The organism is Amycolatopsis endophytica (assembly GCF_013410405.1).
GTDB classification, from domain to species: domain Bacteria; phylum Actinomycetota; class Actinomycetes; order Mycobacteriales; family Pseudonocardiaceae; genus Amycolatopsis_E; species Amycolatopsis_E endophytica.
Genome location: NZ_JACCFK010000002.1, coordinates 946,738 through 966,615 on the forward strand (window position 1 = coordinate 946,738; position 19,878 = coordinate 966,615).

19 protein-coding genes are annotated in these 19,878 nt (G+C 70.4%); 5 read left to right on the forward strand and 14 right to left on the reverse strand.

Annotated features, from left to right (window positions below):
• The 3 genes from HNR02_RS30050 to HNR02_RS30060 all read right to left on the reverse strand — a co-directional run bounded on the left by HNR02_RS30050 (position 1) and on the right by HNR02_RS30060 (position 5,282).
• Complete coding sequence (locus HNR02_RS30050; RefSeq protein ID WP_179777018.1) at positions 1-1,011, reverse strand: NADPH:quinone reductase; 1,011 nt, start codon at positions 1,009-1,011, stop codon at positions 1-3.
• 95 nt (positions 1,012-1,106) lie between these two features.
• The gene (gene uvrA / locus HNR02_RS30055) at positions 1,107-3,962 is read right to left on the reverse strand and encodes an excinuclease ABC subunit UvrA (protein WP_179777019.1); all 2,856 of its coding nucleotides are present in this window, start codon (positions 3,960-3,962) and stop codon (positions 1,107-1,109) included.
• 54 nt (positions 3,963-4,016) lie between these two features.
• A complete protein-coding gene (locus tag HNR02_RS30060) occupies positions 4,017-5,282 on the reverse strand; it encodes an acyltransferase family protein (RefSeq protein ID WP_179777020.1) in 1,266 nt (421 codons plus the stop codon).
• Between the two features lie 114 nt (positions 5,283-5,396).
• Here HNR02_RS30060 and HNR02_RS30065 point away from each other — a divergent pair, with 114 nt between their 5' ends.
• Entirely contained in the window at positions 5,397-6,074 is a 678-nt protein-coding gene (locus HNR02_RS30065; RefSeq protein ID WP_179777021.1) for an MBL fold metallo-hydrolase, read from the forward strand.
• A 71-nt stretch (positions 6,075-6,145) separates the two neighbouring features.
• Here the strand turns inward: HNR02_RS30065 and HNR02_RS30070 are convergent, their stop codons facing one another.
• From HNR02_RS30070 to HNR02_RS30095, 6 genes are all read right to left on the reverse strand, one after another.
• The gene (locus tag HNR02_RS30070) at positions 6,146-7,522 is read right to left on the reverse strand and encodes a DUF4365 domain-containing protein (protein WP_179777927.1); all 1,377 of its coding nucleotides are present in this window, start codon (positions 7,520-7,522) and stop codon (positions 6,146-6,148) included.
• 213 nt (positions 7,523-7,735) lie between these two features.
• Complete coding sequence (locus HNR02_RS30075; RefSeq protein WP_312861218.1) at positions 7,736-8,233, reverse strand: flavin reductase family protein; 498 nt, start codon at positions 8,231-8,233, stop codon at positions 7,736-7,738.
• Positions 8,230-8,538 carry an EthD family reductase gene (locus HNR02_RS30080; protein WP_179777022.1) on the reverse strand — a complete coding sequence of 103 codons (309 nt, stop codon included), beginning with the start codon at positions 8,536-8,538 and terminating at the stop codon, positions 8,230-8,232. The genes HNR02_RS30075 and HNR02_RS30080 overlap by 4 nt, the downstream gene beginning before the upstream one ends.
• Positions 8,539-8,553: 15 nt before the next feature.
• Positions 8,554-9,774 (reverse strand): styrene monooxygenase/indole monooxygenase family protein, encoded by a 1,221-nt coding sequence (locus HNR02_RS30085; RefSeq protein ID WP_179777023.1) that lies wholly within the window; start codon positions 9,772-9,774, stop codon positions 8,554-8,556.
• Positions 9,775-9,875: 101 nt separating this feature from the next.
• Positions 9,876-10,844 (reverse strand): AraC-like ligand-binding domain-containing protein, encoded by a 969-nt coding sequence (locus tag HNR02_RS30090; protein WP_179777024.1) that lies wholly within the window; start codon positions 10,842-10,844, stop codon positions 9,876-9,878.
• Positions 10,845-10,864: 20 nt separating this feature from the next.
• The gene (locus tag HNR02_RS30095; RefSeq protein ID WP_179777025.1) at positions 10,865-12,061 is read right to left on the reverse strand and encodes a styrene monooxygenase/indole monooxygenase family protein; all 1,197 of its coding nucleotides are present in this window, start codon (positions 12,059-12,061) and stop codon (positions 10,865-10,867) included.
• 45 nt (positions 12,062-12,106) lie between these two features.
• Here HNR02_RS30095 and HNR02_RS30100 point away from each other — a divergent pair, with 45 nt between their 5' ends.
• Together HNR02_RS30100 and HNR02_RS30105 are read left to right on the forward strand one after the other, a co-directional pair.
• Positions 12,107-12,808, forward strand: coding sequence for an IclR family transcriptional regulator (locus HNR02_RS30100; RefSeq protein WP_312861219.1), 702 nt, complete (start codon positions 12,107-12,109; stop codon positions 12,806-12,808).
• 208 nt (positions 12,809-13,016) lie between these two features.
• Positions 13,017-13,379 (forward strand): STAS domain-containing protein, encoded by a 363-nt coding sequence (locus tag HNR02_RS30105; RefSeq protein ID WP_312861220.1) that lies wholly within the window; start codon positions 13,017-13,019, stop codon positions 13,377-13,379.
• A 34-nt stretch (positions 13,380-13,413) separates the two neighbouring features.
• Here HNR02_RS30105 and HNR02_RS30110 read toward each other — a convergent pair whose 3' ends face one another.
• Complete coding sequence (locus HNR02_RS30110; protein ID WP_179777027.1) at positions 13,414-14,184, reverse strand: hypothetical protein; 771 nt, start codon at positions 14,182-14,184, stop codon at positions 13,414-13,416.
• 132 nt (positions 14,185-14,316) lie between these two features.
• Between HNR02_RS30110 and rnhA the strand changes: the two genes are divergently transcribed.
• Positions 14,317-14,775: a ribonuclease HI gene (rnhA, locus tag HNR02_RS30115; RefSeq protein WP_179777028.1), complete on the forward strand. Its 459-nt coding sequence runs from the start codon at positions 14,317-14,319 to the stop codon at positions 14,773-14,775.
• A gap of 162 nt (positions 14,776-14,937) precedes the next feature.
• Here rnhA and HNR02_RS30120 read toward each other — a convergent pair whose 3' ends face one another.
• Positions 14,938-17,130, reverse strand: a complete 2,193-nt coding sequence (locus tag HNR02_RS30120; RefSeq protein WP_179777029.1) for a terpene synthase family protein — start codon at positions 17,128-17,130, stop codon at positions 14,938-14,940.
• 262 nt (positions 17,131-17,392) lie between these two features.
• Between HNR02_RS30120 and HNR02_RS30125 the strand changes: the two genes are divergently transcribed.
• Positions 17,393-18,046, forward strand: coding sequence for a hypothetical protein (locus HNR02_RS30125; RefSeq protein ID WP_179777030.1), 654 nt, complete (start codon positions 17,393-17,395; stop codon positions 18,044-18,046).
• Here HNR02_RS30125 and HNR02_RS30130 read toward each other — a convergent pair.
• From HNR02_RS30130 to HNR02_RS30140, 3 genes are read right to left on the reverse strand one after another with little or no spacing between them, the layout of a single operon-like run.
• Positions 18,043-18,549 carry a mycothiol transferase gene (locus HNR02_RS30130; protein WP_179777031.1) on the reverse strand — a complete coding sequence of 169 codons (507 nt, stop codon included), beginning with the start codon at positions 18,547-18,549 and terminating at the stop codon, positions 18,043-18,045. The genes HNR02_RS30125 and HNR02_RS30130 overlap by 4 nt on opposite strands.
• 9 nt (positions 18,550-18,558) lie before the next feature.
• Complete coding sequence (locus HNR02_RS30135; RefSeq protein WP_179777930.1) at positions 18,559-19,275, reverse strand: ABC transporter permease; 717 nt, start codon at positions 19,273-19,275, stop codon at positions 18,559-18,561.
• A 55-nt stretch (positions 19,276-19,330) separates the two neighbouring features.
• Positions 19,331-19,825 carry an MmpS family transport accessory protein gene (locus tag HNR02_RS30140; RefSeq protein ID WP_246339312.1) on the reverse strand — a complete coding sequence of 165 codons (495 nt, stop codon included), beginning with the start codon at positions 19,823-19,825 and terminating at the stop codon, positions 19,331-19,333.
• Positions 19,826-19,878: the final 53 nt, after the last annotated feature.

Consider the following 19,878-nt stretch of genomic DNA (forward strand, 5'->3'; position numbering starts at 1 on the left):
TCAGTCCAGGTCCAGCAGGACCTTCCCGACCGTCTCCCGCTCGACCGCGTCGTGGGCGTCCGCGGTCTTGACGAGGTCGTAGTGGTGCAGCGGCAACCCGGCCGCTTCGCCCACTCGCACCGCGCCGTCGCCGAGAGCCGCGGTGATGTCTTCGACGGCCGCCTGCACCAGCTTCTCGTCCAAGGTGTAGAGGACGAGGAACTCGAAGCGCAGGTTCTTGCGCATCGCCGTCAACACCGGCAGCGCCACGTGGTCGCCGCCATTGCCGGCGTAGACCGCGATCGTGGCGTGCACCCGGGCCACCGCGAAATCGAGCGCGAGGTTGGGAGCCGGCGCGACCTCCACGATCAGATCGACCCCGGCCGGTGCGAGGGCCAGGATCTCGGCCGCCGGATCGCCCTCGCGGTAGTTCACCACGTGGTCTGCTCCGGCGGCTCGCGCCAGTGCGGCCTTCTTCGGGGAGCTGACCGTGGTGACGACGGTCGCCCCGGCCCAGCGGGCCAACTGGATCGCGGCGTTGCCGACCGCGCCCGCGCCGCCCGCGACGAGCACGGTCTGCCCGGCCAGTGCCCCTGGCGCGAGCCGCGGCACGGGACCGGAGGTCAGCGCTCGGTGCGCGGTGACGAACGGCACGCCCAGCGCGGCTCCCAGGTCGAAGGACGCTCCGTCCGGTAGTGGGACCACCCGGTTCGCCGGCTGCACCGTCAGTTCCACGGCGGTGCCGTACGCGGGGCCGTTGCGGGCCAGCAGCAGCCACACCCGGTCACCGACGCCGACGTGGCCGACACCCGGTCCGACAGCCTCCACGATTCCCGCACCGTCCTGTCCCGGTGCGACCTCGCCGACCGGATCGCTCAGTCCTGCTCCGGAACGGTGCTTCCAGTCCGTCGGGTTCACCCCCGAACGGACGACGCGAACCACGACCTCGCCGGGGCCCGCGGACGGCTCGGGGCGGTCGACAAGCCGGAGCACAGAGGAAGGACCCGTCCCGGAATACACGATCGCACGCATACTTCGAACATAGTCCCCGCCCGCCGGCGATGCGGCGAGCGCGTTTCCGGCGAACGCGCCGCGCGGCCCGGCAGGCCGCGCGGCGCGCGGGGGCCTCAGTTGAGCAGGTCCTGCAGGAACTTGCCGGTGTAGCTCTCGCCGACCGAGGCGACGTGCTCGGGCGTGCCCTCGGCGACGATCGTGCCGCCGCCGGAACCGCCCTCCGGGCCCAGGTCGATGACCCAGTCCGAGGTCTTGATCACGTCGAGGTTGTGCTCGATCACGATCACCGAGTTGCCCTTGTCGACCAGGCCGTTGATTACGCCGAGCAGCTTGCGGATGTCCTCGAAGTGCAGGCCGGTGGTCGGCTCGTCCAGCACGTACACCGTCTTGCCGGTGGACCGCTTCTGCAGCTCGCTGGCGAGCTTCACGCGCTGCGCCTCACCACCGGACAGGGTCGGCGCGGGCTGGCCGAGCCGCACGTAGCCCAGGCCCACGTCGACCAGCGTCTGCAGGTGCCGGTGGATCGCCTTGATCGGCTCGAAGAACTCGGCGGCCTCCTCGATCGGCATGTCGAGGACGTCGGAGACCGTCTTGCCCTTGTAGTGCACCTCCAGCGTCTCGCGGTTGTACCGGGCGCCCTTGCAGACCTCGCACGGCACGTACACGTCGGGCAGGAAGTTCATCTCGATCTTGATCGTGCCGTCGCCCGCGCACGCCTCGCAGCGGCCGCCCTTGACGTTGAACGAGAACCGTCCCGGCTGGTAACCGCGAACCTTCGCCTCGGTGGTGGCCGCGAACAGCTTGCGCACGTGGTCCCACACGCCGGTGTAGGTGGCCGGGTTGGACCGCGGGGTGCGGCCGATCGGCGACTGGTCGACCCGCACCAGCTTGTCCACCTGGTCCAGGCCACGCACGCGGGTGTGACGGCCGGGCACCTGGCGGGCCCCGTTGAGCTTGTTCGCCAGCACCGTCGCGAGGATGTCGTTGACCAGCGTCGACTTGCCGGAACCGGACACCCCGGTGACCGACACCAGACAGCCCAGCGGGAACGACACGTCCACGCCGCGCAAGTTGTGCTCGCGCGCGCCCACGACGGTCAGCTGCCGCTTCTTGTTCGACGGCCGCCGGATCGACGGCACCGGGATCTCCTCGCGTCCCGCCAGGTACGCGCCGGTCAGCGACTTGCGGTTCTTGAGCAGCTTGGTGAACGGTCCACTGTGGACGATGTGGCCGCCGTGCTCCCCCGCGCCCGGGCCGATGTCGACCACCCAGTCGCTGGAGCGGATGGTGTCCTCGTCGTGCTCGACGACGATCAGCGTGTTGCCCAGATCCCGCAGCCTCGTCAGCGTGTCGATGAGGCGGCGGTTGTCCCGCTGGTGCAGGCCGATCGACGGCTCGTCCAGCACGTAGAGCACGCCGACCAGACCGGACCCGATCTGGGTCGCGAGCCGGATGCGCTGGGCCTCGCCACCGGACAGCGTGGCCGAGGCGCGGTCGAGCGAGAGGTAGTTCAGGCCGACGTCGAGCAGGAAGCGCAGCCGCGCCTGGATCTCCTTGAGCACCGCGCCGGCGATCATCGCCTCGCGCTGCCCCAGCTTCAGGCCGTCGAGGAACTCCGATGCCTCCTCGATGGACAGGGCGCAGACCTCGGCGATGGACCGGTCACCGCGCTCGCCGTGTTCGAGGGTGACCGCCAGGATCTCCGGCTTGAGCCTGCTGCCCTGGCACGCGGGGCACGGGACCTCGCGCATGTAGCCCTCGTAGCGCTCACGCATGTACTCGGACTCGGTCTGGTCCAGGCGCCGTTCCAGGAACGGGATGACGCCCTCGAAGCTGGCGTAGTAGCTGCGCTGGCGGCCGTACCGGTTGCGGTAGCGGACGTGCACCTGGTCGTCGACGCCGTGCAGCACCGCCTTCTGCGCCTTCGCCGTCAGCCTGCGCCACGGCGTGTCCATGCGGAAGCCGATGGTCTCCGACAGCGACTCCAGCAGGCGCTGGAAGTACTCGGCGCTCTGCCCGCCGGACCACGGCGCGATGGCGCCGTCCTCCAGCGACAGCTCGTCGTCGGGCACCACCAGCTCCGGGTCGACCTCCTTGCGGATGCCGATGCCGGTGCACTCCGGGCAGGCGCCGTAGGGCGAGTTGAACGAGAACGAGCGGGGTTCGAGGTCCTCGATGGCCAGCGGGTGCCCGTTGGGGCAGGCCAGGTTCTCGGAGAACCCGCGGACGCGGTGCGCGTCGCCCTCCGGCAGGTCGACGAACTCCAGCTCGACCAGGCCGTCGGCCAGCCGCAGCGCGGTTTCGACGGAGTCGGTGAGCCGCTGCTTCGCGGAGGTCTTGACCGTGAGCCGGTCGACCACCACACCGATGTGGTGCTTCTCCTGCTTCTTCAGCTTCGGCGGCTCGGTGAGCGAGTACACCTGCCCGTCGATGCGGGCCCGCGAGTAGCCCTGCTGCTGCAGGTTGCTGAACAGGTCGACGTACTCGCCCTTGCGGCCGCGCACGACCGGGGCGAGCACCTGGAACCGGGTGCCCTGCTCCATGTCCAGCACCTGGTCGACGATCTGCTGCGGGGTCTGCTTGCTGATCGGCTCACCGCACTGCGGGCAGTGCGGCTTGCCGGCGCGCGCGTAGAGCAGCCGGAGGTAGTCGTAGACCTCGGTGATGGTGCCCACGGTGGACCGCGGGTTGCGCGAGGTGGACTTCTGGTCGATCGACACCGCGGGCGAGAGCCCCTCGATGAAGTCGACGTCCGGTTTGTCCATCTGCCCCAGGAACTGCCGGGCGTACGCCGACAGCGACTCCACGTACCGTCGCTGGCCCTCGGCGAAGATCGTGTCGAAGGCCAGGCTCGACTTGCCCGATCCGGACAGGCCGGTGAACACGATCAGGCTGTCCCGGGGCAGGTCGAGGTCGACGCCGCGGAGGTTGTGCTCGCGCGCACCGCGAACAACGAGGCGATCAGCCACGGATGAGGTCCCTTCCCTGGAATGTGACGGCCGGATCAGCCAGCCGCATCCATGCTAGGACGACCCACCGACAGAAACCGGAGCCGGACCGCTCGGCTCCCCCGTGACGAGGGTGTCCGGAGCTGTCCGGGGCACCGGCGCGGTGGCGCCGCGTGGCCCGGTGAGCCAGCGGTGGGCCGGCCGTTCGACGAGTTTGGTGAGCAGCCATCCGGCGCCGATCGCCGCCCCCAGCACGAGCGGCAGGCGTGCCCAGGCGGGCAGCCCCGCGAGCTGCAGCGCCTTGGCCAGGATGTAGCCCAGTTCCTGGTGCAACAGGTAGACGCCGTAGGAAATTCCGGCGAGCCAGCCGAGGAACGGGGCGACGGGACGCAGGAACGTCCAGTCCGGGCCCTTCGCGGCCGCGCACACCAGCACCAGCACCAGCACGAACCCGATGTCGGAGGGCAGGCGGGACGGGTCGGTGGGCAGCGCCACGTGGTGCGGGTAGAGGTGCAGGTCCTGCGCCACCACGACCGCGGCGAGCAGGGGGACGAGGTGCGCGGTGGACATGCGGCCCCGCGACCACAGCCAGACCGCGATGCCCGCGGCGAACGCGTGCAGCCGGTGCAGGCCGAAGCCGAACACGAGCGCGAACGCCCACGGCGACGGGTTGTCCGGCCCGAACATCCAGAACCGCACGACCAGCGGGAGCAGCGTCATCCCCCAGGCCAGCAGCTTCGCGTGCCGGGCCGCGCGCGGCGAGTGGAACCAGCGGGTGCGCGACCACAGCAGCGCCGCGCCGGCGAACACCATCATCTGCACCGGCAGCGTCCAGTAGGAGCCGTCGAGCCAGATGAAACCCTGGTGCCAGCCCTGGATCATGAGCAGGTTGACCAGCAGGTCGTGGCCGACCGGCACGTACCAGGACGACGCCCACGCGACGCCGTCGGTGGTCGGGCCGAACAGCTTGTCCCACCAGTGGCCGCCGAACCCCTGGCCGTTGAACGCGGCGTCCGCGAGGCGCATGACGAAGTAGGTGAGCAGCACGGCGACCAGGTACGGCGGCACCAGCCGGGCGGTCTTCTTCCACATCCAGCGGCCGGGCGCGCCGCGGCGCACCGTCTGGCACACGAAGAAGGCCGAGACGACCATCAGGATCGCGGCGCCGAACTGGGCGGTGACCTTGACCGGGTAGTCGTCCAGTTCGGTGTGGGCCAGCGGCCCCTGGTGGGTGATGTGGCCGAGCATCACGGACACCACGGCGAGGACACGCACGGCGTCCCAGCTGATGCGCCGGGAGCCGGGCCGGTGGCGGGGGTTCTCGGGGAGGAAACTCGGCACGGTGTCGGGACGTCCTGCATGATCGGGTCGGGGTCAGGCGGAGCCTACGTTACCGATCTGAGATCAACCTGAACGGGTGGAACCCGGTGTGGCGCGGCGGCTACGGTTGGCGGCGTGAACGTCGCAGAGGACTACACCGGCCACGTCGAGCCGGGCGGGGACGCGGCCCGCAGGGTGTTGCGGGCGCTGACCATCACCAAGCTGTCGGTCGGCCCCATGGACAACAACGCCTACCTGCTGGTTTGCCGCGCGCAGAACGAGGCGCTGCTGATCGACGCCGCGGCCGACCCGGAGCGCATCTCGGATCTGATCGGCCACGGTCCGGACCGGCCCGCGCTGCGCACCGTCGTGACCACCCACCAGCACGGCGACCACTGGCAGGCCCTGGGCGCGGTCGCCGGCGCGAACGGATCGAACACCGCGGCTCACCCGTTGGATGCCGAAGTGCTGCCGGTACCGCCCGATTTCCTGGTCGAACACGGCGACACGATCACGGTTGGTGACTGCAGTCTTGAGGTGATTCACCTGAGGGGGCACACTCCAGGCTCGATCGCGTTGTTGTACCGCGACCCGGACGGCTCGACGCACCTCTTCACGGGTGACTCACTCTTCCCCGGCGGCGTGGGCAAGACCGGCTCGCCGGAGGACTTCGAGTCGTTGCTGAACGACGTGACGTCGCGGATCTTCGATGTGCTGCCGGACGAGACGTGGTTCTACCCCGGCCACGGCGACGACTCGACGCTGGGCGCGGAGCGGCCCAAGCTGGCGGAGTGGCGCGAGCGCGGCTGGTGATCCGGGAAGGGCCGCTTGAGACCTCCAAGCGGCCCTTCCGCTCGCCGGCAAGCTGAACGGGGAATGCACCATCACCGCGGTTTGGTCGACACTTTCCGGACGAACGACTCCCCCGGCCAGAAGGTGTCACCCAGCGTCAGCTGATCAAATAGCACGCAGACGGCGCCGGGTGTGTCCTCGGAATCCCAGACGGCCGACACCTCCCGGCCGCGTTCGTTCCCGTACCGGCTCAGCCAGTAGATCCGGTCACCCGGCTCGAGCCCGAAAGCCAGTACGCTCTCCCGGTGCGACGACATCTGAGTACTCGGTCGCCCGATCCGCGCGTCGAAACCGTATTCCCCGGTCGGCCGGGGGCATCGCCAGACTATCCGGAACTGCTTGTCGATCGGCAGTGCAGGTGAACCCGCGCGCACTTCTTTCACCAGGTAGAACGTGACGAGCCGGCGCGCCTTGGCCGACATCTCGCGCCACGGTTTCGAGAGCGCTTCGGCGCATGCCTCCGCATCCGACTCCAGCTCCGTGGAAATGGCAGCCAGATCGTGGTCAGTTGCGGTTTCGGTGCGGAGCTGCTGGATCGACCGGGTCAGCGAATCGGATTCGACCCAAAGATGATGTTCAACTCGTCTGGCCACGTAATTGTCGCGTGCGCCGATATTGGTGCGAAGCGGCGGATCGTCGGCGACGGGTTCGCGAGCCCACCGCGCCGCGTCGAAGCAGGCCGCCAGCCACTGCGCCTCAGCCCTGCTCAACATCGTGTTCGCCACTACGGGCGCGCTGGAAAGCAGATCTGGTCGACCGTGGGGATGGAAATGCTCAGGGCCGATGTGCTCCGGCTGCCAGTCGAGGTCGCTGTGGAGCAGGGTCGCGAATTCCTCACCCCGGCGCTGCCAGAAAATCAGGTCCTCGCCGTGCGCGTTCACATGGTGCTGCACGATGTTCGATGCACCGAACTCGACGCCCGCCATCTCGCCCAACTGAGCCTGGATTATCCGATTGCCTCGATAGCGGCTCAGGTAGTGCCTGACCTCGGCGACGAAGTCCGCAATGGAATCGTCGCCCAACTTCTGGTCGGAACGGATGGTGATCGTCTTGAGCACCTCGCCGTTGCGCCGCGCCGCCAGCAGTTGCTGGGTGGCATTGGCCCAGTGGAGACTTCCGGTGTCCGGATCGTGCACGACGCAGACCACGGGAACGTTGCCATCGGCCCAGGTTCGGCCGTGTTCACCGACCGGCACGAAATATCCGTCGGCTCTGCGCCACGAACGCCCACCCTTGACCTGGATTTTGACCACGTCGCCGGTGACCTGGCCGTCCTCGGTGAACGTGAGGTGCTGGTCCTCGCCGAAATCGTTCTGGCCGTCCACTTCCTGGACAATGTGGTCGTGTCGCTCCAGAAGCGTCCGCAGCGCATTGACCGCCGCGCGGCTGGGTCCGCGAGCGTCAGGCACCTTCGGCAACTACCCCTCCAGATCTCTGGTACGCGGCGACCGGCAGGGGTCCGCAACGGGTTGGAGGATCTTCGGCAGACTTCGGTGGCGCGCCACCAGTTCCTCCGCTGTGAGCCGCCGATTACGGGGAAGCCGGTCGTGGCTCCGGCTGATCGCCTCCACGGGGCCGATCCTAGCGGGAGATGACACCACGTGGCCCCTCGCTACGCAGGCTCAGTAGAAGAACACGTCTTCCGTCAGCCCGGCGTGCAGGGTCCGGTACGAGCCCGTGTAGAAGAGCAGCGGCGCGCCGTCCCGGTAGTCCAGGTGCTCGACTTCCCCCAGGAACAGCGTGTGGTCCCCGGCGGGAACGCGGTCCACGATCCGGCAGCCGATCCGGGCCAGGCCGCCGGGGACGAAGTCGAAGGCGCCCGGGGACTCGAAACGCACGTCGAAACAAGGGCGGCCGCCGAAGTGGCGGGATACCGCCTCCTGGTCGGCCGACAGCACCGTCACCGCGTACCGGTCGCCCGCCTCCAGGTACCGGGCCATCGCGCAGGCCCCCAGCGACACCAGGATCAACGGCGGCTCCAGCGACACGGACAGGAAACCGTTGGCCGTCATGCCGTGCACGCCGTCCGCGGTGCGTGTGGTGATGACCGTGACGCCGGTGGCGAACCGGCCCATCGCCGTCCGGAAACGGCGCGCGTCGGTCGCCATCGTGGTGGTCACGAGCCCTCGACGGGAGCGTGGTGCAGGATCTGCGCCCCGCCCGTGGCGTAGTTCGGCACGTCCGCGGCGACGGCCCGGCCCTGATCCGACGACATCGCCGCCGCCATGGCCTCCGCCGAATCGAATTCGGCTTCGAAGATCGCGAAGTACGGGCTCTCCCCCGCCATCGCCGACACGTCGAAGCTGTACCGCCACGCACGCAGGCCCGGCAGCCGCGCGGCCAGCGGCAGATGCGTGTTCACGTAGTACTGCTTGAAGTGCTCGGGGTCGGCGGGCGGCGGGTACAGGACGGTCAGGCGGTACACGGCAAAATCCCTTCCTCAGGACGCCCGGCGGGCGAGGAACTCGTTGGTGCGTTCGGTGGTGGCCAGGATGCGCCACTGCCGGTCCGGGTAGTCGAAGTTGTTGGTGAACTCGTCCGCCACCGCCTTGTTCTCGTACATCGCGCCGAACAGTCGAAGCAGATGCTCCGGCGGCGGGCCGATCATCAGGTTGGTCCAGTTGGCCGCGCCGAGCACGACGTCCGCGCGGCGGGCCGCGACGTCCTGGCAGAACAGCTCGTCGAACCCGTAGTCCGCCAGGATCGCCTGCCCGGTGACCCACGCCGAATGCGACGCCGAGTTCGCGCCCTGCCCGACGACCGGGTCGACCACCGTGTGCACGTCGCCGATGGCCAGCGCGAACTTCCCGTCGGGCAGCTTCGCGTAGTCCTGTCGCACCGTCGGGGTCAGCGCGCCCTGCAACAGGTCGAGCGGGCCGGTCAGCGCGAAGCTCGCCGGGTCGACACGCGCGAAGGTCTGCGGGTGGTGCTTGGCGAGCTTGTCCAGGACCAGCCGTTCGTAGGACTTCGGATCGTCGTCGTAGCGCTGACGGCCGAGGACCTCCAGGTCACCGCCCGGCACGTTCTCGAACAGCAGCGCGGTGGTGAAACCGTGCCCGCTGTACATCGGGATCTCCAGCAGCTCACCGTGCCCCGGCGAGACGCTGATCGTGACGCCCTTGGGTTCGGGGTAGGCGATGCCGTGGTAGAGGCCGACGGACAGGACGCGCTGCGGCCGGTCATACGGGCTCAGCTCGGGGCGGCGCGGGAACAACGCCGCGAACGCGCCACGCCCGGCCGCCACGACGAGCAGGTCGTGCCTGCCGGAGATCGGCTCGATGTCCTCGGCCTGCAGCGTCCGCACCTCCAGGCGCCCGCCGCGCTCCTCGAACGTCTCGATGAGCTTGGGCAGGTAGAGCCGGTAGTCGATCGCGCTGGACCACTCGTCGAAGTCGCCGCGCCACGACATCGGTTCCGGGCCGCCGAGGTAGTGGTGGTGGCAGGAGTAGCCGTACTCCTCGACCGGCCAGAAGTCGATGCCCAGTGCACGCTCGCGCGTCAGCGTGGGCGCGTGGTGGGCGACACTGTTGAGCAGGCGCCCGCCGGCGAGCTGGGCAGCGGTCTTGTCGGTGTAGATGGTGACCGGGACGTCGTGCCGCCGCAGCAACAGGCCCAGCTGCAGGCCGGCGATCCCGGCGCCGATGATCCCGATGTCCGGCATGGTCGCTCCTCGCGTTCACAGGTGGGTCCGGCGGCCGGCGCGGGAATGTCCACATCGGCCTGCCGACCATCCTGCCGCCGTCCACGTCGCCGGTCTTTCCCTCAGGCGAACGCTTCTTGACGATGCGCGAACGCGTGGCGGCGGAACTCGCGGGGGCTCATGCCGTAGGCGGCCTTGAACGCGCGGCTGAAATGCGCCGCGTCCGGCAGGCCCCAGGCAGCGCCCACCGCGCCGACCGACCGGGCCGGATCCGGCGAGGCGAGGTCACGGCGGCACTGTTCGAGCCGCCGGGCGCGGATCCACCCGGCGACGCCCGATCCCTGCTCCGCGAACAGCTTCTGCAGGTACCGGGTCGAGATGTGGACCGCGGCGGCGACCGCGTCCGGGCAGAGGTCCGGATCGGACAGGTGCGCGTCGATGTAGGACTGGGCACGCAGCACGAGCGAATCGTGGCCCGCGTCGCCGGAGGGAACCTCCACCTGTTCCGCCAGCAGTGCGGACAGCAGGTCCAGCACGGCGTCCGCCAGTGGCATCGGCGAGGTGTCCCGGCCGAGGCGGTGCACCAGGCGCCGGAACAGCGGGGACAGCAGCGCACCCGGTTCGTCGTCGGCCGCGATGCGCTGTCCCAGGATCTGCCGCGCTCCGCCCGCCGCCAGCCGCAGTCGTTCGCGCGGGAACATGAACACCGCCATCGACGTCGGCTGCCCGAACGCCAGCGTGTAGGGCCGGTCGGTGTCGTAGATCGCGAAGTCGCCGGGACCGAGCACTGCTTCGCGGCCGTCCTGCACCAGCAGGCAACTGCCCCGCACCTGAAGGCCCAGCTTGTAGTACCCGCGCTCGCTCGCGCCGATCATCGCCTTCGTGCGCCGCACCCGGTGCGGTCCGGCGTCCACTTGGGACACCAGCGTCGAGCCGAGACGGTCGATGCGCACCTCGCCGCGGAACTCCGGTTCCGGCGCGACCGCGTCCAGCGGCACGAACGCGTCGGAGATGACGTGCCGCCAGTAGTCGACACTCTCCCCGCCGGACACCGAGCGCGTGCTCAGGACCCGCGTTGCCGATCGGACCACGTTGTCCTCCCTTTCTCGCGTCACCCGCTCAGGAACGCCCGCACGCGTCGCCGCGTCGCGAGCAGCCGCCACTGCCGGTCCGGGTGGTCGAAACCGTCGGTGAACGTGTCGGCCCGGCGCGGGTCGGCCGCCAGTCCCCGCCACAGCTCGTCCAGCCACGGCGGCGGGTCGAGCATCAGGTTCGTCCACGCCGACGCCCCGAGCAGCACCTCCTCGCGGGACCGCGCGACCCGACGGCAGAACAGCTCGTCGTACACCGTGTCGGCGGCTATCCCGGCGGCCACCACTCCGGCGCTGTAGGAGGCGATGTTGGCGCCCTGGCCCATCACCGGATCGACCACGACGTGCGCGTCGCCCAGCGCGAGTGCGAACCGGTCTTCCCCCAGCGGCAGGAAGTCCTCGCGCACGGCAGGAGTAACGGCGCCCTGCAGCAGATCACTCGGATGGGTCAGAGCAAAGTCGTCGAGCACCCGCTCGGCGGTGGCGGGGTGGTGCTCGCGCAGCTTGTCCAGCACCGTCTTGCGGAACAACGCCGGGTCCTGCGCCGGGGACAGCTCGTTCAGCACCGCCAGATCACCGCCCGGCACGTTCTCGAACAGCAGCGCCGTGACCGGGCCGTGCCGCGACATCATCGGGATCTCCAGCAGCTCCCCCTGGCCGGGCGCGACGCCGATAGTGACGGCCGCGGGCTCGGCCGGAGCAATGCCGGCGTAGAGCCCCGCGCACAGCAGCCGCCGCGGAGCGTCGTGCGGGCTGTGCTCGGGGCGCCGCGGGAACAACCCGCTCAACGCACCCCGGCCGGTGGCGATCACGAGCAGGTCGTGCCGCCCGGCGAGCGCTCCGAGATCACGCGGGCCGACGTCGCGGACCTCGATCCGCCCGCCACGCGCCTCCAGGTCGCCGGCCAGCCGCGGCAGGTACAGGCGGTGGTCGACCGCGCAGGAGGGGTGGGTGAACCGGCCGGCGAAGCGCGCTCCCCCGATCCAGTGATGGTGGGCCCCGTAGCCGAACTGCGCCGCGGGCCAGTGGTGCACGCCCAGCGCGCGCTCGCGCTCCAGCAGCGGGTGGTGGTGCGCGACGGTGTTGAGCAGCGGCGCAGCGGCGAGATCCTCCGGCGGCCGGTCGGCGTACAGCGTGAGGTCCACGTCGGCGGCCCGCAGCGCCAAGCCCAGGTGCAGCCCGGCGATACCCGCCCCGACGATGCCGACCGTGGTCACGACGCTGTCCTTACTCTATTATCGAGCAGCCAGTTCTATTTCTGAGTGGAACAGTACGAGGGGCGGATGGCGGAAGGCAAGGTTGTCGGCGGCGCGGGGCTGCAAACACTCGAACGGGGCCTGGCCGTCCTCGAAGCCGTCGCCGCTCACGCACCGTGCACGACGACCACGATCGCCGAGGTCACCGGCCTGCACCGGTCGATCGCCTACCGCGTGCTGTGCACCCTGGAGGCCAACGGCTACCTGCACCGCGACGACGCCGGCCGCTACGAGGTCGGCCTCGCGGTGCTCACCGTCGCCTCGGCGGTGCGCTCGGACCTGCAGTCGCTCGCGCAGACCGCGCTGTCGGCGGTCGCCGAAGAGACCGCGACCGTCGCGTTCCTCGCGGTGCCCCACGGCGAGGAGGCGCTGACCCTGGTCACCGCCGAACCGCAGGCCGCCGCCAGCCCGGTGTCCTACCGGCCCGGCGTGCGCCACCCGCTCACCCGCGGCGCACCCGGCCTGGCGATCCTCGCCGCACTGCCGCCGCGCCCGCACGAACGTCCCGAGGTCACGCTGGCCCGCGACCTCGGTTCGGTACGCACGACCGGGGAGGTCGTCCCGGGCATCACCTCGCTCGCGGTGCCCGTGCGGTTGCGTGCGGGACGGGTCGCGAGCGCGTGCCTGCTGTTCGTCGCGGGCCGCCAGGACGAGGCGGCGGCGCTGGCCAGCCTTCGCGCCGCCGCCGAACGTCTCGACGGGCGCTGACGGCGCGGTCGCCGAACCCCGGGAAGGACGCGTAGGATGACACCACGGTTGAGCAAGTAGCCGTCAGACGTTCCCGACAGGCGCTCGCCGCACATGGGAGACCGTGGTCATGGCTTCTCCGAACACCCGCACAGTTTCCGTCAGGCAGCAGGGCATTCCTGGTCCGCGGTCCACCGCTGGCCCGGCGTCGAGAGCCTTCGCCGTCGACGTGTCCCGGCCCAGCACGCACACCCTCCTCGTCGAGGTCGGTGGCGACGTCGACCTGGCCACCGCACCCCGGCTCGCCGAAGCGATCGAGCACCGCTTCCGCGGCGCGGTGACACTGCTCGTGCTCGACCTGTCCGAGGTCACCTTCCTCGGCACCGCGGGACTCACCGTGCTGGTCGAGACCCAGCAGACCGCCGCGCGCCGCGACGTCGCACTGCGGGTCACCGGCACCGGGGCCCACCCCGTCGAACGCGCGCTGCGCGCGGCGGGAATGCTGCACAGCCTGCCCGCCGTCGACGAGCCCGCCGAGGACGTCGTGCTGCGGCACGTGGCCGAGCAGGACGTCCCGCGCCCACCGTGGTGAACGGCGATCTTGCGGCACCGCGCACCTCGCGTCCTCAGCGGTCCGTCGGGATCGCGACTTCGCCGTCCTCGGCGATGAGCCGGTCCAGGACGTCGTCGGGCATCCACACCCGGTGCGAGTAGTTCTCGCCCCACGAGTTCAGGATCGGCACCGCGTTCAGCTCGTCGGCGCGCGTGTTGGCGAGCACCTGGTGCACCTCGGCGGACGAGGTCGCCCAGCGGAAAGCGAGAAGACCGTCCGCCACATCGGGCTGGTACGCGGTGCGTTCACCGGAGGAGTCGTCCGCGAAGGCGGGGTTCCAGTCGACGTGCCCGGCCGCGACGAGCACCTCCGCGGCAGCGCGCACCGAGGTGCCTTCGTCGTCGCCCGGGTTGGTCTGCGGCCACTCGTCGCGTTCCTTGGCGCGGTCCCACAGCCAGCGCGCCGCGTAGAGGCCCTTGTTCAGCAGGGTCATGCAGCGCGACCAGCCGAAGCCGACGCACGCGCCTTCGCCGCCCTGGTCGTAGAAGTGGTACCAGTCCATCTGGTCGGGGCCGTTGCCCGGTTCGAGGCACACGCAATGCCCGCCGCGGATCCGGCCGAGTTTCCCGTCTCCGGCCACGAACATCTCCCCGGAGCGCTCGTCACGTTCGGGCGAGTCGAACGCCTCGTACCAGTTGACGCCGATCACCACCGGGACGGCGGTGGGACGGTCCACCTCCGGGAGCGCGGTGATCGGGAAACGCTCGAGGTGGCGCCAGTCGTCCGGGAGGTAGCGGCCGAGCCGCTCGTCCCGAGGATCGCTGCCGATGGGCCGGTAACGCATGATGCACTCCCACGGGTGAGTCCGGGGGCCTCGCCGTGGAAGTCGCGGCCGGCGCGCGGAAGTTACGGGCGCGTTCATGATTCTTCCCGGCCGTGACCAGGACGTTTCGTTGCCGCTGCTACGCTTTCGCGCGTGCGGGAGGACGAGCCGGTCGTGGATATCTACACCGACGGCGCCTGCAGCGGGAATCCTGGCCCCGGCGGGTGGGGCGCGGTGCTGCGGTACGGGCGGCACGAGAAGGAGCTCTACGGCGGCGAGCCCGGCACCACGACCAACAACCGCATGGAACTGATGGCACCGATCCGCGCGCTGGAGGCCCTGAAACGACCGTCCGTGGTGCGGGTGTACACGGACTCCAGCTACGTGCGCAACGGTGTCATGCAGTGGATGCCCCGCTGGAAGACCAACGGCTGGCAGACCGCGAGCCGCGAGCCGGTGAAGAACGCCGACCTGTGGCAACGCCTCGACAAGGCCATCGGTGAGCACGAGGTGCAGTGGCACTGGGTCAAGGGCCACGCCGGTCACCCCGAGAACGAGCGCGCGGACAAGCTCGCGGTGCGCGGGGCCAAGGAGGCGAGCGGGCGCGGCTGAGGCACGCCCCGACCGACGCGGCAGCTGCGCGCGGTGAGCAGTGCGCGAAGCCGAGTGGCGGAGGACGACATCCGGCAACAGAGCGCCGGTCCCCTGGCGGCGGTTGTGCCTCGCGCCGCGGCCGCGAAGTGCAACCGCGAGATCGGCGCGGTGGATGCCGGGTCAGGCGCCGGCCGCCCGGAATCGATCGGCCAGCCGGAGTGCCGCCATGCCCAGACCGGCCGGGAAGCCGCTCGCCGGGGCTGGTGGGGTGGTCAGTCGTTTCAGCTCGGGTTCGGTGTAGCGCACGCACTGGCGGTGCCATTCGAGGATGCCGGACATCCAGTCCTTGAGCTCGTCGGCGTGCAGGGTGAGTGCGTCGCGGGCGGGCTGATCCAGTTCGAAGTCCTCGAAGAGCCGCGGCAGGTCCGTGGCGAGGATGTGTTCGAACTGGCGCATCCGCGCCGTCATCAGGTCGTTCACCACGTCACGGGCCCGCAGCCGGTCCAGTCCGAGGAAGTGCTCGACCACCAGCACCATGTTGTGCAGCTCGCCTTCGAACTCGATCTCCTTCCGGTAGGAGAACAGGTCGTTGGCGAAGCAGGCGTAGTCCTGCGCCGCGGTCTCCAGCTCCCGCAGGGTGCGGGTGCCGAACAGCTCCGGCGGCACCGCGGTCAGGTGCGTGACCCGGGCCAGGCTCATCGTCATGTCCGACCCGAACGTCCGGCGCCGCATCTCGACGTAGTCGATCGGGTCGGGGATGCGGTTCTGCGCCTGGTTGGCGACCTCCCACACCCAGCTCAGGGTCATGTCCTCGACGGCCTTGCGGAACACCCGCCGCGCGTCGCCGCTCATCGGTTCCGCCGTGCGGCGCCACAGGTCCTGCAGGCCGCGCTCCAGCGGCGACAGCGGTTCCGGGGTCTCCCCCGCGTCCAGCGGCATGAACAGGGACAGCCGGTCGTTGGTCACCTTCGCCGCCGGGACGTTGTGGTTCGCGCCGAACAGCGCGGGGAACAGGTCGTCGCCGTAGGTGCCCCACGCCAGCCACGCCGAAGACAGGTGCAGCTGCTCCACATCGGCATCGGCGTGAATCATCGCGGCGCAGTGGGCGAGGTCGATGCCGCGCAGCCGCTCCTCGTCCCAGACACCGCCGGCCTCCACGCCCGGCAGCGAATCGTAGAAACCCATCTCGCGGCACCACTCCGCGTTCCGGTCGCGTGCCGCGTCCAGGTGCGGGCTCATGCGGAAGGCGTAGGGCATGTAGATCTCGGGCAGCGGCAACGGCCCGCACCGCGTGAACGGGACGTGGTCACGCTGACGCGTCCGGGTGCGCAGGACCGGGCCGGGGGACAGCCGTCCGGGCGCGGAGCCCGCGGCGCCCTCGTTCATGTACCGGCTGGAGCGGGCGTGCCACTCGTGCCCGCCGGACTGCCAGTCCTGCAGGCCCTTGACGTACGCGCCGACCGCAACCTGCTCGTGCGGCAGGGCGGCGTTGTCGGCGAGCAGGGCCGGAATGTCGGTCAGCGCGGTGTCCTCGAACTGCTGCAGCCGCGAGGTCAGCAGGTCGTTGACCAGCTCCGCGGCCTCCTGCGTGGAGCAGCCGAGGAAGCGTTCGAGCACCAGCACCGCGTTGGAGTTCTCGCCCTCCTCCTGCACCTCCCGCTGGTAGGAGAACAGGTCGTTGCGCAGGTGCACGGCGTCGGCGAACGTGTCGGACAGTACCTCGACCGGCCGGGTCGCGGCGAGCCGGTCCGGCACTTCGGCACGCACCGCGTACTCGACCAGGTTCGCCGACCACGGCGCGCCGCCCACCCGGCGCCGCATCTGGATGTACTCGATGGGGTTGGCGACACGGCCGAGGTCGATGTTGGCCAGCTCCCACATCGACTCGACCATCAGGTTGTGGGTGCTGAGCGTGAACCGCCGCCGCCACCCGTCCGACATCGCCGGAACCGTGCGTTGCCACAGGTCCTTGAGACCGGCCTCGGAGGCGTTCTCCGGCTCCGGCGGCTCCTGGCCGGGCGCCGTCATGAACAGCTCCAGCCGGTCCAGGTAGTGCTGCGCGCCCGCGGTGTCGCGGGAGTACTTGAACTGTTCGAGGAAATCGTCGTCGAAGAAGAACACCCACACGTACCAGTCGGTGATCAGGTCGAGCGCCGGGCCTTCGCAGTCCGGGTGCGTGTAGGCGCACATGAGGGCGTAGTCCATCTCGGCCAGCGCCGCCTCGGTCCACACGACACCCCCGCCGGGCGTGGTCGCGTCGAGCATGCCCATGCGGCGCGCCCAGTCCATGCTGTGCGCGCGGGCGCCCGCCAGGTTCGGGTTGAGCCTGGCCGGATAGGGGACGTAGAACTCGGGCAGTGTGAAGGCCTGCATGTCTTCGACGGTGTCAGTTCCGGCCCGGGAGCGGCAACGTCCAGGTGGTTGGTCCCGGACCCTGTTCGTATGACGGCGGGAGAACACCCTCAGTTGCCCGACAGTCCGTTTCGGACGTTACCCGTTTTGCTAGTCGCGACCAGCGGATCTTCTCCGGATTCCGCGAGACTTCGAAATACCGGGCAAAGACGGACTGGGCCGTTCGAGCGATTTCGGAAGAAAGGGGAGCACCAATGGAGTGAAACGGCAAGTATTCCGGATCATGGCACCTGATGGTTTTTACCGGGATCCGCAGGGGAGAATCAGACCACGGCACAACAAGAAGGGGGGCGCGGCGGCACTCGCCGCGGTGGCGGCGGGAGCGCTCGTCGCGGGCGGAACGGGACTTTCCACGGGCGGCGGCGCCGCGCTCGAATCACCGCCCTCCGCGCAGGGCAAGAGCGCGGGCAAGGACGCGGCACGCAAGGGCCAGCGCCAGCAAGCCTGGTCCCGCATGGGGCTCCGGCAGCTCAGGCAGACCGCCCGTGCCGAGCTGACCTGCACGGCGCACTCCTACGGTCAGGTGCGGGAGTTCTTCGCGCGCCATCCCTGCCGCAAGCTGGACCGCGTTCTCCTCGCGATCGGCGACACGCGGGGAAACACCGTGGTCGTCTCGATCGCCTGGGTGCGGATGCCCTCCGCGGGCAGTGCCGACGACCTCAAGGACCTCGCCGACACCGACGGCACCGGCAACGTCGAGCCGCTGGCCGCGTCCGCTCTCGATCTGACCGGGGTCGAGTTCACCGGCGAGTACTACGGCTCCCGCCGCAGCGGCTCGCTCGTCGTGATCGCCGAGGCGGCACCCGGCGGCGGGCACCCCGGCCCGGCGACGATGGACGACGCCGCCGAGGTCGCGGCCGAGTTCCCGCCGCCCTAACGGCGCTCCAGGACACCCCGCACGAACGCGGCCTGCCCGGCGTGCTGCAGGTCGTCGGACAGGACGCTGACCAGCCGGACGCCCAGGGTGACCGGCGGGTCCCACGCCTCGTCGACCACCTGGTCCAGCCGGTCCTCCCGCAGCGAGCCGAGCCACGACACGACTTGGTCGTGCACCGCGTCGGCGTAGCCGCCGAGCAACTTCGCTGACGCGCGCACCGCGGCGACGTCCTTCGCGCTGTGTCCGTAACCGGTGGCCTCGGGACCGAACGGCAACCCGAACCGCTCGTGCCAGCCCTGGTCCGTCCACACCTGCGGCGTGCCAGCCAGGTCGGCGATGTGGTCGTCCTGCACGCGCGTGAGGTGCCAGACCAGCCAGGCGATCGAGTTCGCGCCCGGGTCGAGGCGCTCCGTCAGCTCGTCTTCGGTCAGCCCGTCGACGGCCTCGTGCACGACCTCCTGGACGCGGTCGAACCCGTCGATCACCAAGTCCGCAACAGTCATGCCCCTACGCTAACCGCGTTCGATCGATCCCGCCGCGACCAACTGGACCGTCACCAGCACCGCCACGGATTCGGCCGCCAGCAGCCCCAGCAGGACCAGCACCTGCGTCACCCCGGCCTGCACCGGGCTCGCACCGCCGAGCAGCACACCGACGTACGCGCCGGGCAGCGTCACGAGCCCGACCGTGCGGGTCTGGTCGAGCGCCGGGATCAGCGCCTGGCCGGCACTGGGACGGCAGATCTCCAGCGCCGCCGCGCGCCGCAGGAAGCCGAGCGCGAGAGCGGCCTCGTACTCACCGTGGCGTGAGCTCAGCTCGTCGAGAGCGCGCCGCGCGGCCTGGGAGGTCGCGGTCATCGCGCCCCCGATGACGATCCCGGCGATCGGCACGACCGCGATCGGCTGCACCGGCACCACGCCGAGCCCGAGCACGAGCGCCAGCACCGGCACCAGACCACTGGCCAGCGCGACGGCGATCCACGGCAGCCGCCGCACCGGGACCCCGATCCGCCGGGCCGAGGTGACCGCGGCGATCGTGAACATGAGCAGCACGAACAGCCCGGTCCACCATCCCGACCGCAGCACCGCGGTGATCAGCAGCGACACCACGGCCAGCTGGGCGACCGCCCGGCCCGCGGCCGTCACGACGGCCCAGCCCGGCCCGAGCCTGCCCAGCCCCATCGCGAGGGCACCGATCGCGACGAGCGCGACGAGGACGACGGCCAGCATCGGCCCGGTCTGCAGGGTCGCTCCGTTCACCCGGTGAATCGTGCCGTACGCCGGATCAGGGCAGCGACTTCGAGCAGCGCACCATCCCCTGCGGCGCCGAGACGGAGCGCTCGCTGACCACCACGCCGTCGACGGTGATCCGGCAGACCAGCGTGCCGCGGCCGGCGTTGCGCGCGGTGAGGCTGAAGTACTGTTCGGCGCCCTGCGGCCCGGTCCGCTCGACCGACACCGACCACGGCGTGTCGGTGTCGAGCACCTGCGCGATGTCGGAGCCACGCGCCACGTAGGTGACGTTGAGCGCGCCCGCGCCGCCGCTGAGCTCGTAGGTCACGGCGTAGGACACCTGCGGCACCGGCGCGACCGGCGCCTCCACCGCCGCGCCGGCGCCGTTGAGGGCGCCCACCACCGGGTCCGCGCCACGCGCGCCCGCGATGAGCATCGAGGTCAGGCCTACCGTGAGCAGCACACCGAGGCCGGCGAACACGGCCATCGAACTCGACAGCGGCCGCCGCGGTCCCGGGCCGGGGCCCACCGTGGGAACAACACCCATGGCGTCGTCTTCTCTCGACTCACCGCGCTTCCAGTGAGCGCGTCAACCATTCC

Bases quoted from the DNA above. Each gene is read 5' to 3' on its own strand.
- HNR02_RS30050 (WP_179777018.1), bottom strand. From the start codon at position 1,011: ATGCGTGCGATCGTGTATTCCGGGACGGGTCCTTCCTCTGTGCTCCGG.
- HNR02_RS30125 (WP_179777030.1), top strand. From the start codon at position 17,393: ATGGCACCTGATGGTTTTTACCGGGATCCGCAGGGGAGAATCAGACCA.
- HNR02_RS30130 (WP_179777031.1), bottom strand. From the start codon at position 18,549: ATGACTGTTGCGGACTTGGTGATCGACGGGTTCGACCGCGTCCAGGAG.
- HNR02_RS30135 (WP_179777930.1), bottom strand. From the start codon at position 19,275: ATGCTGGCCGTCGTCCTCGTCGCGCTCGTCGCGATCGGTGCCCTCGCG.
- HNR02_RS30120 (WP_179777029.1), bottom strand. From the start codon at position 17,130: ATGCAGGCCTTCACACTGCCCGAGTTCTACGTCCCCTATCCGGCCAGG.
- HNR02_RS30140 (WP_246339312.1), bottom strand. From the start codon at position 19,825: ATGGGTGTTGTTCCCACGGTGGGCCCCGGCCCGGGACCGCGGCGGCCG.
- HNR02_RS30085 (WP_179777023.1), bottom strand. From the start codon at position 9,774: ATGCCGGACATCGGGATCATCGGCGCCGGGATCGCCGGCCTGCAGCTG.
- HNR02_RS30110 (WP_179777027.1), bottom strand. From the start codon at position 14,184: ATGCGTTACCGGCCCATCGGCAGCGATCCTCGGGACGAGCGGCTCGGC.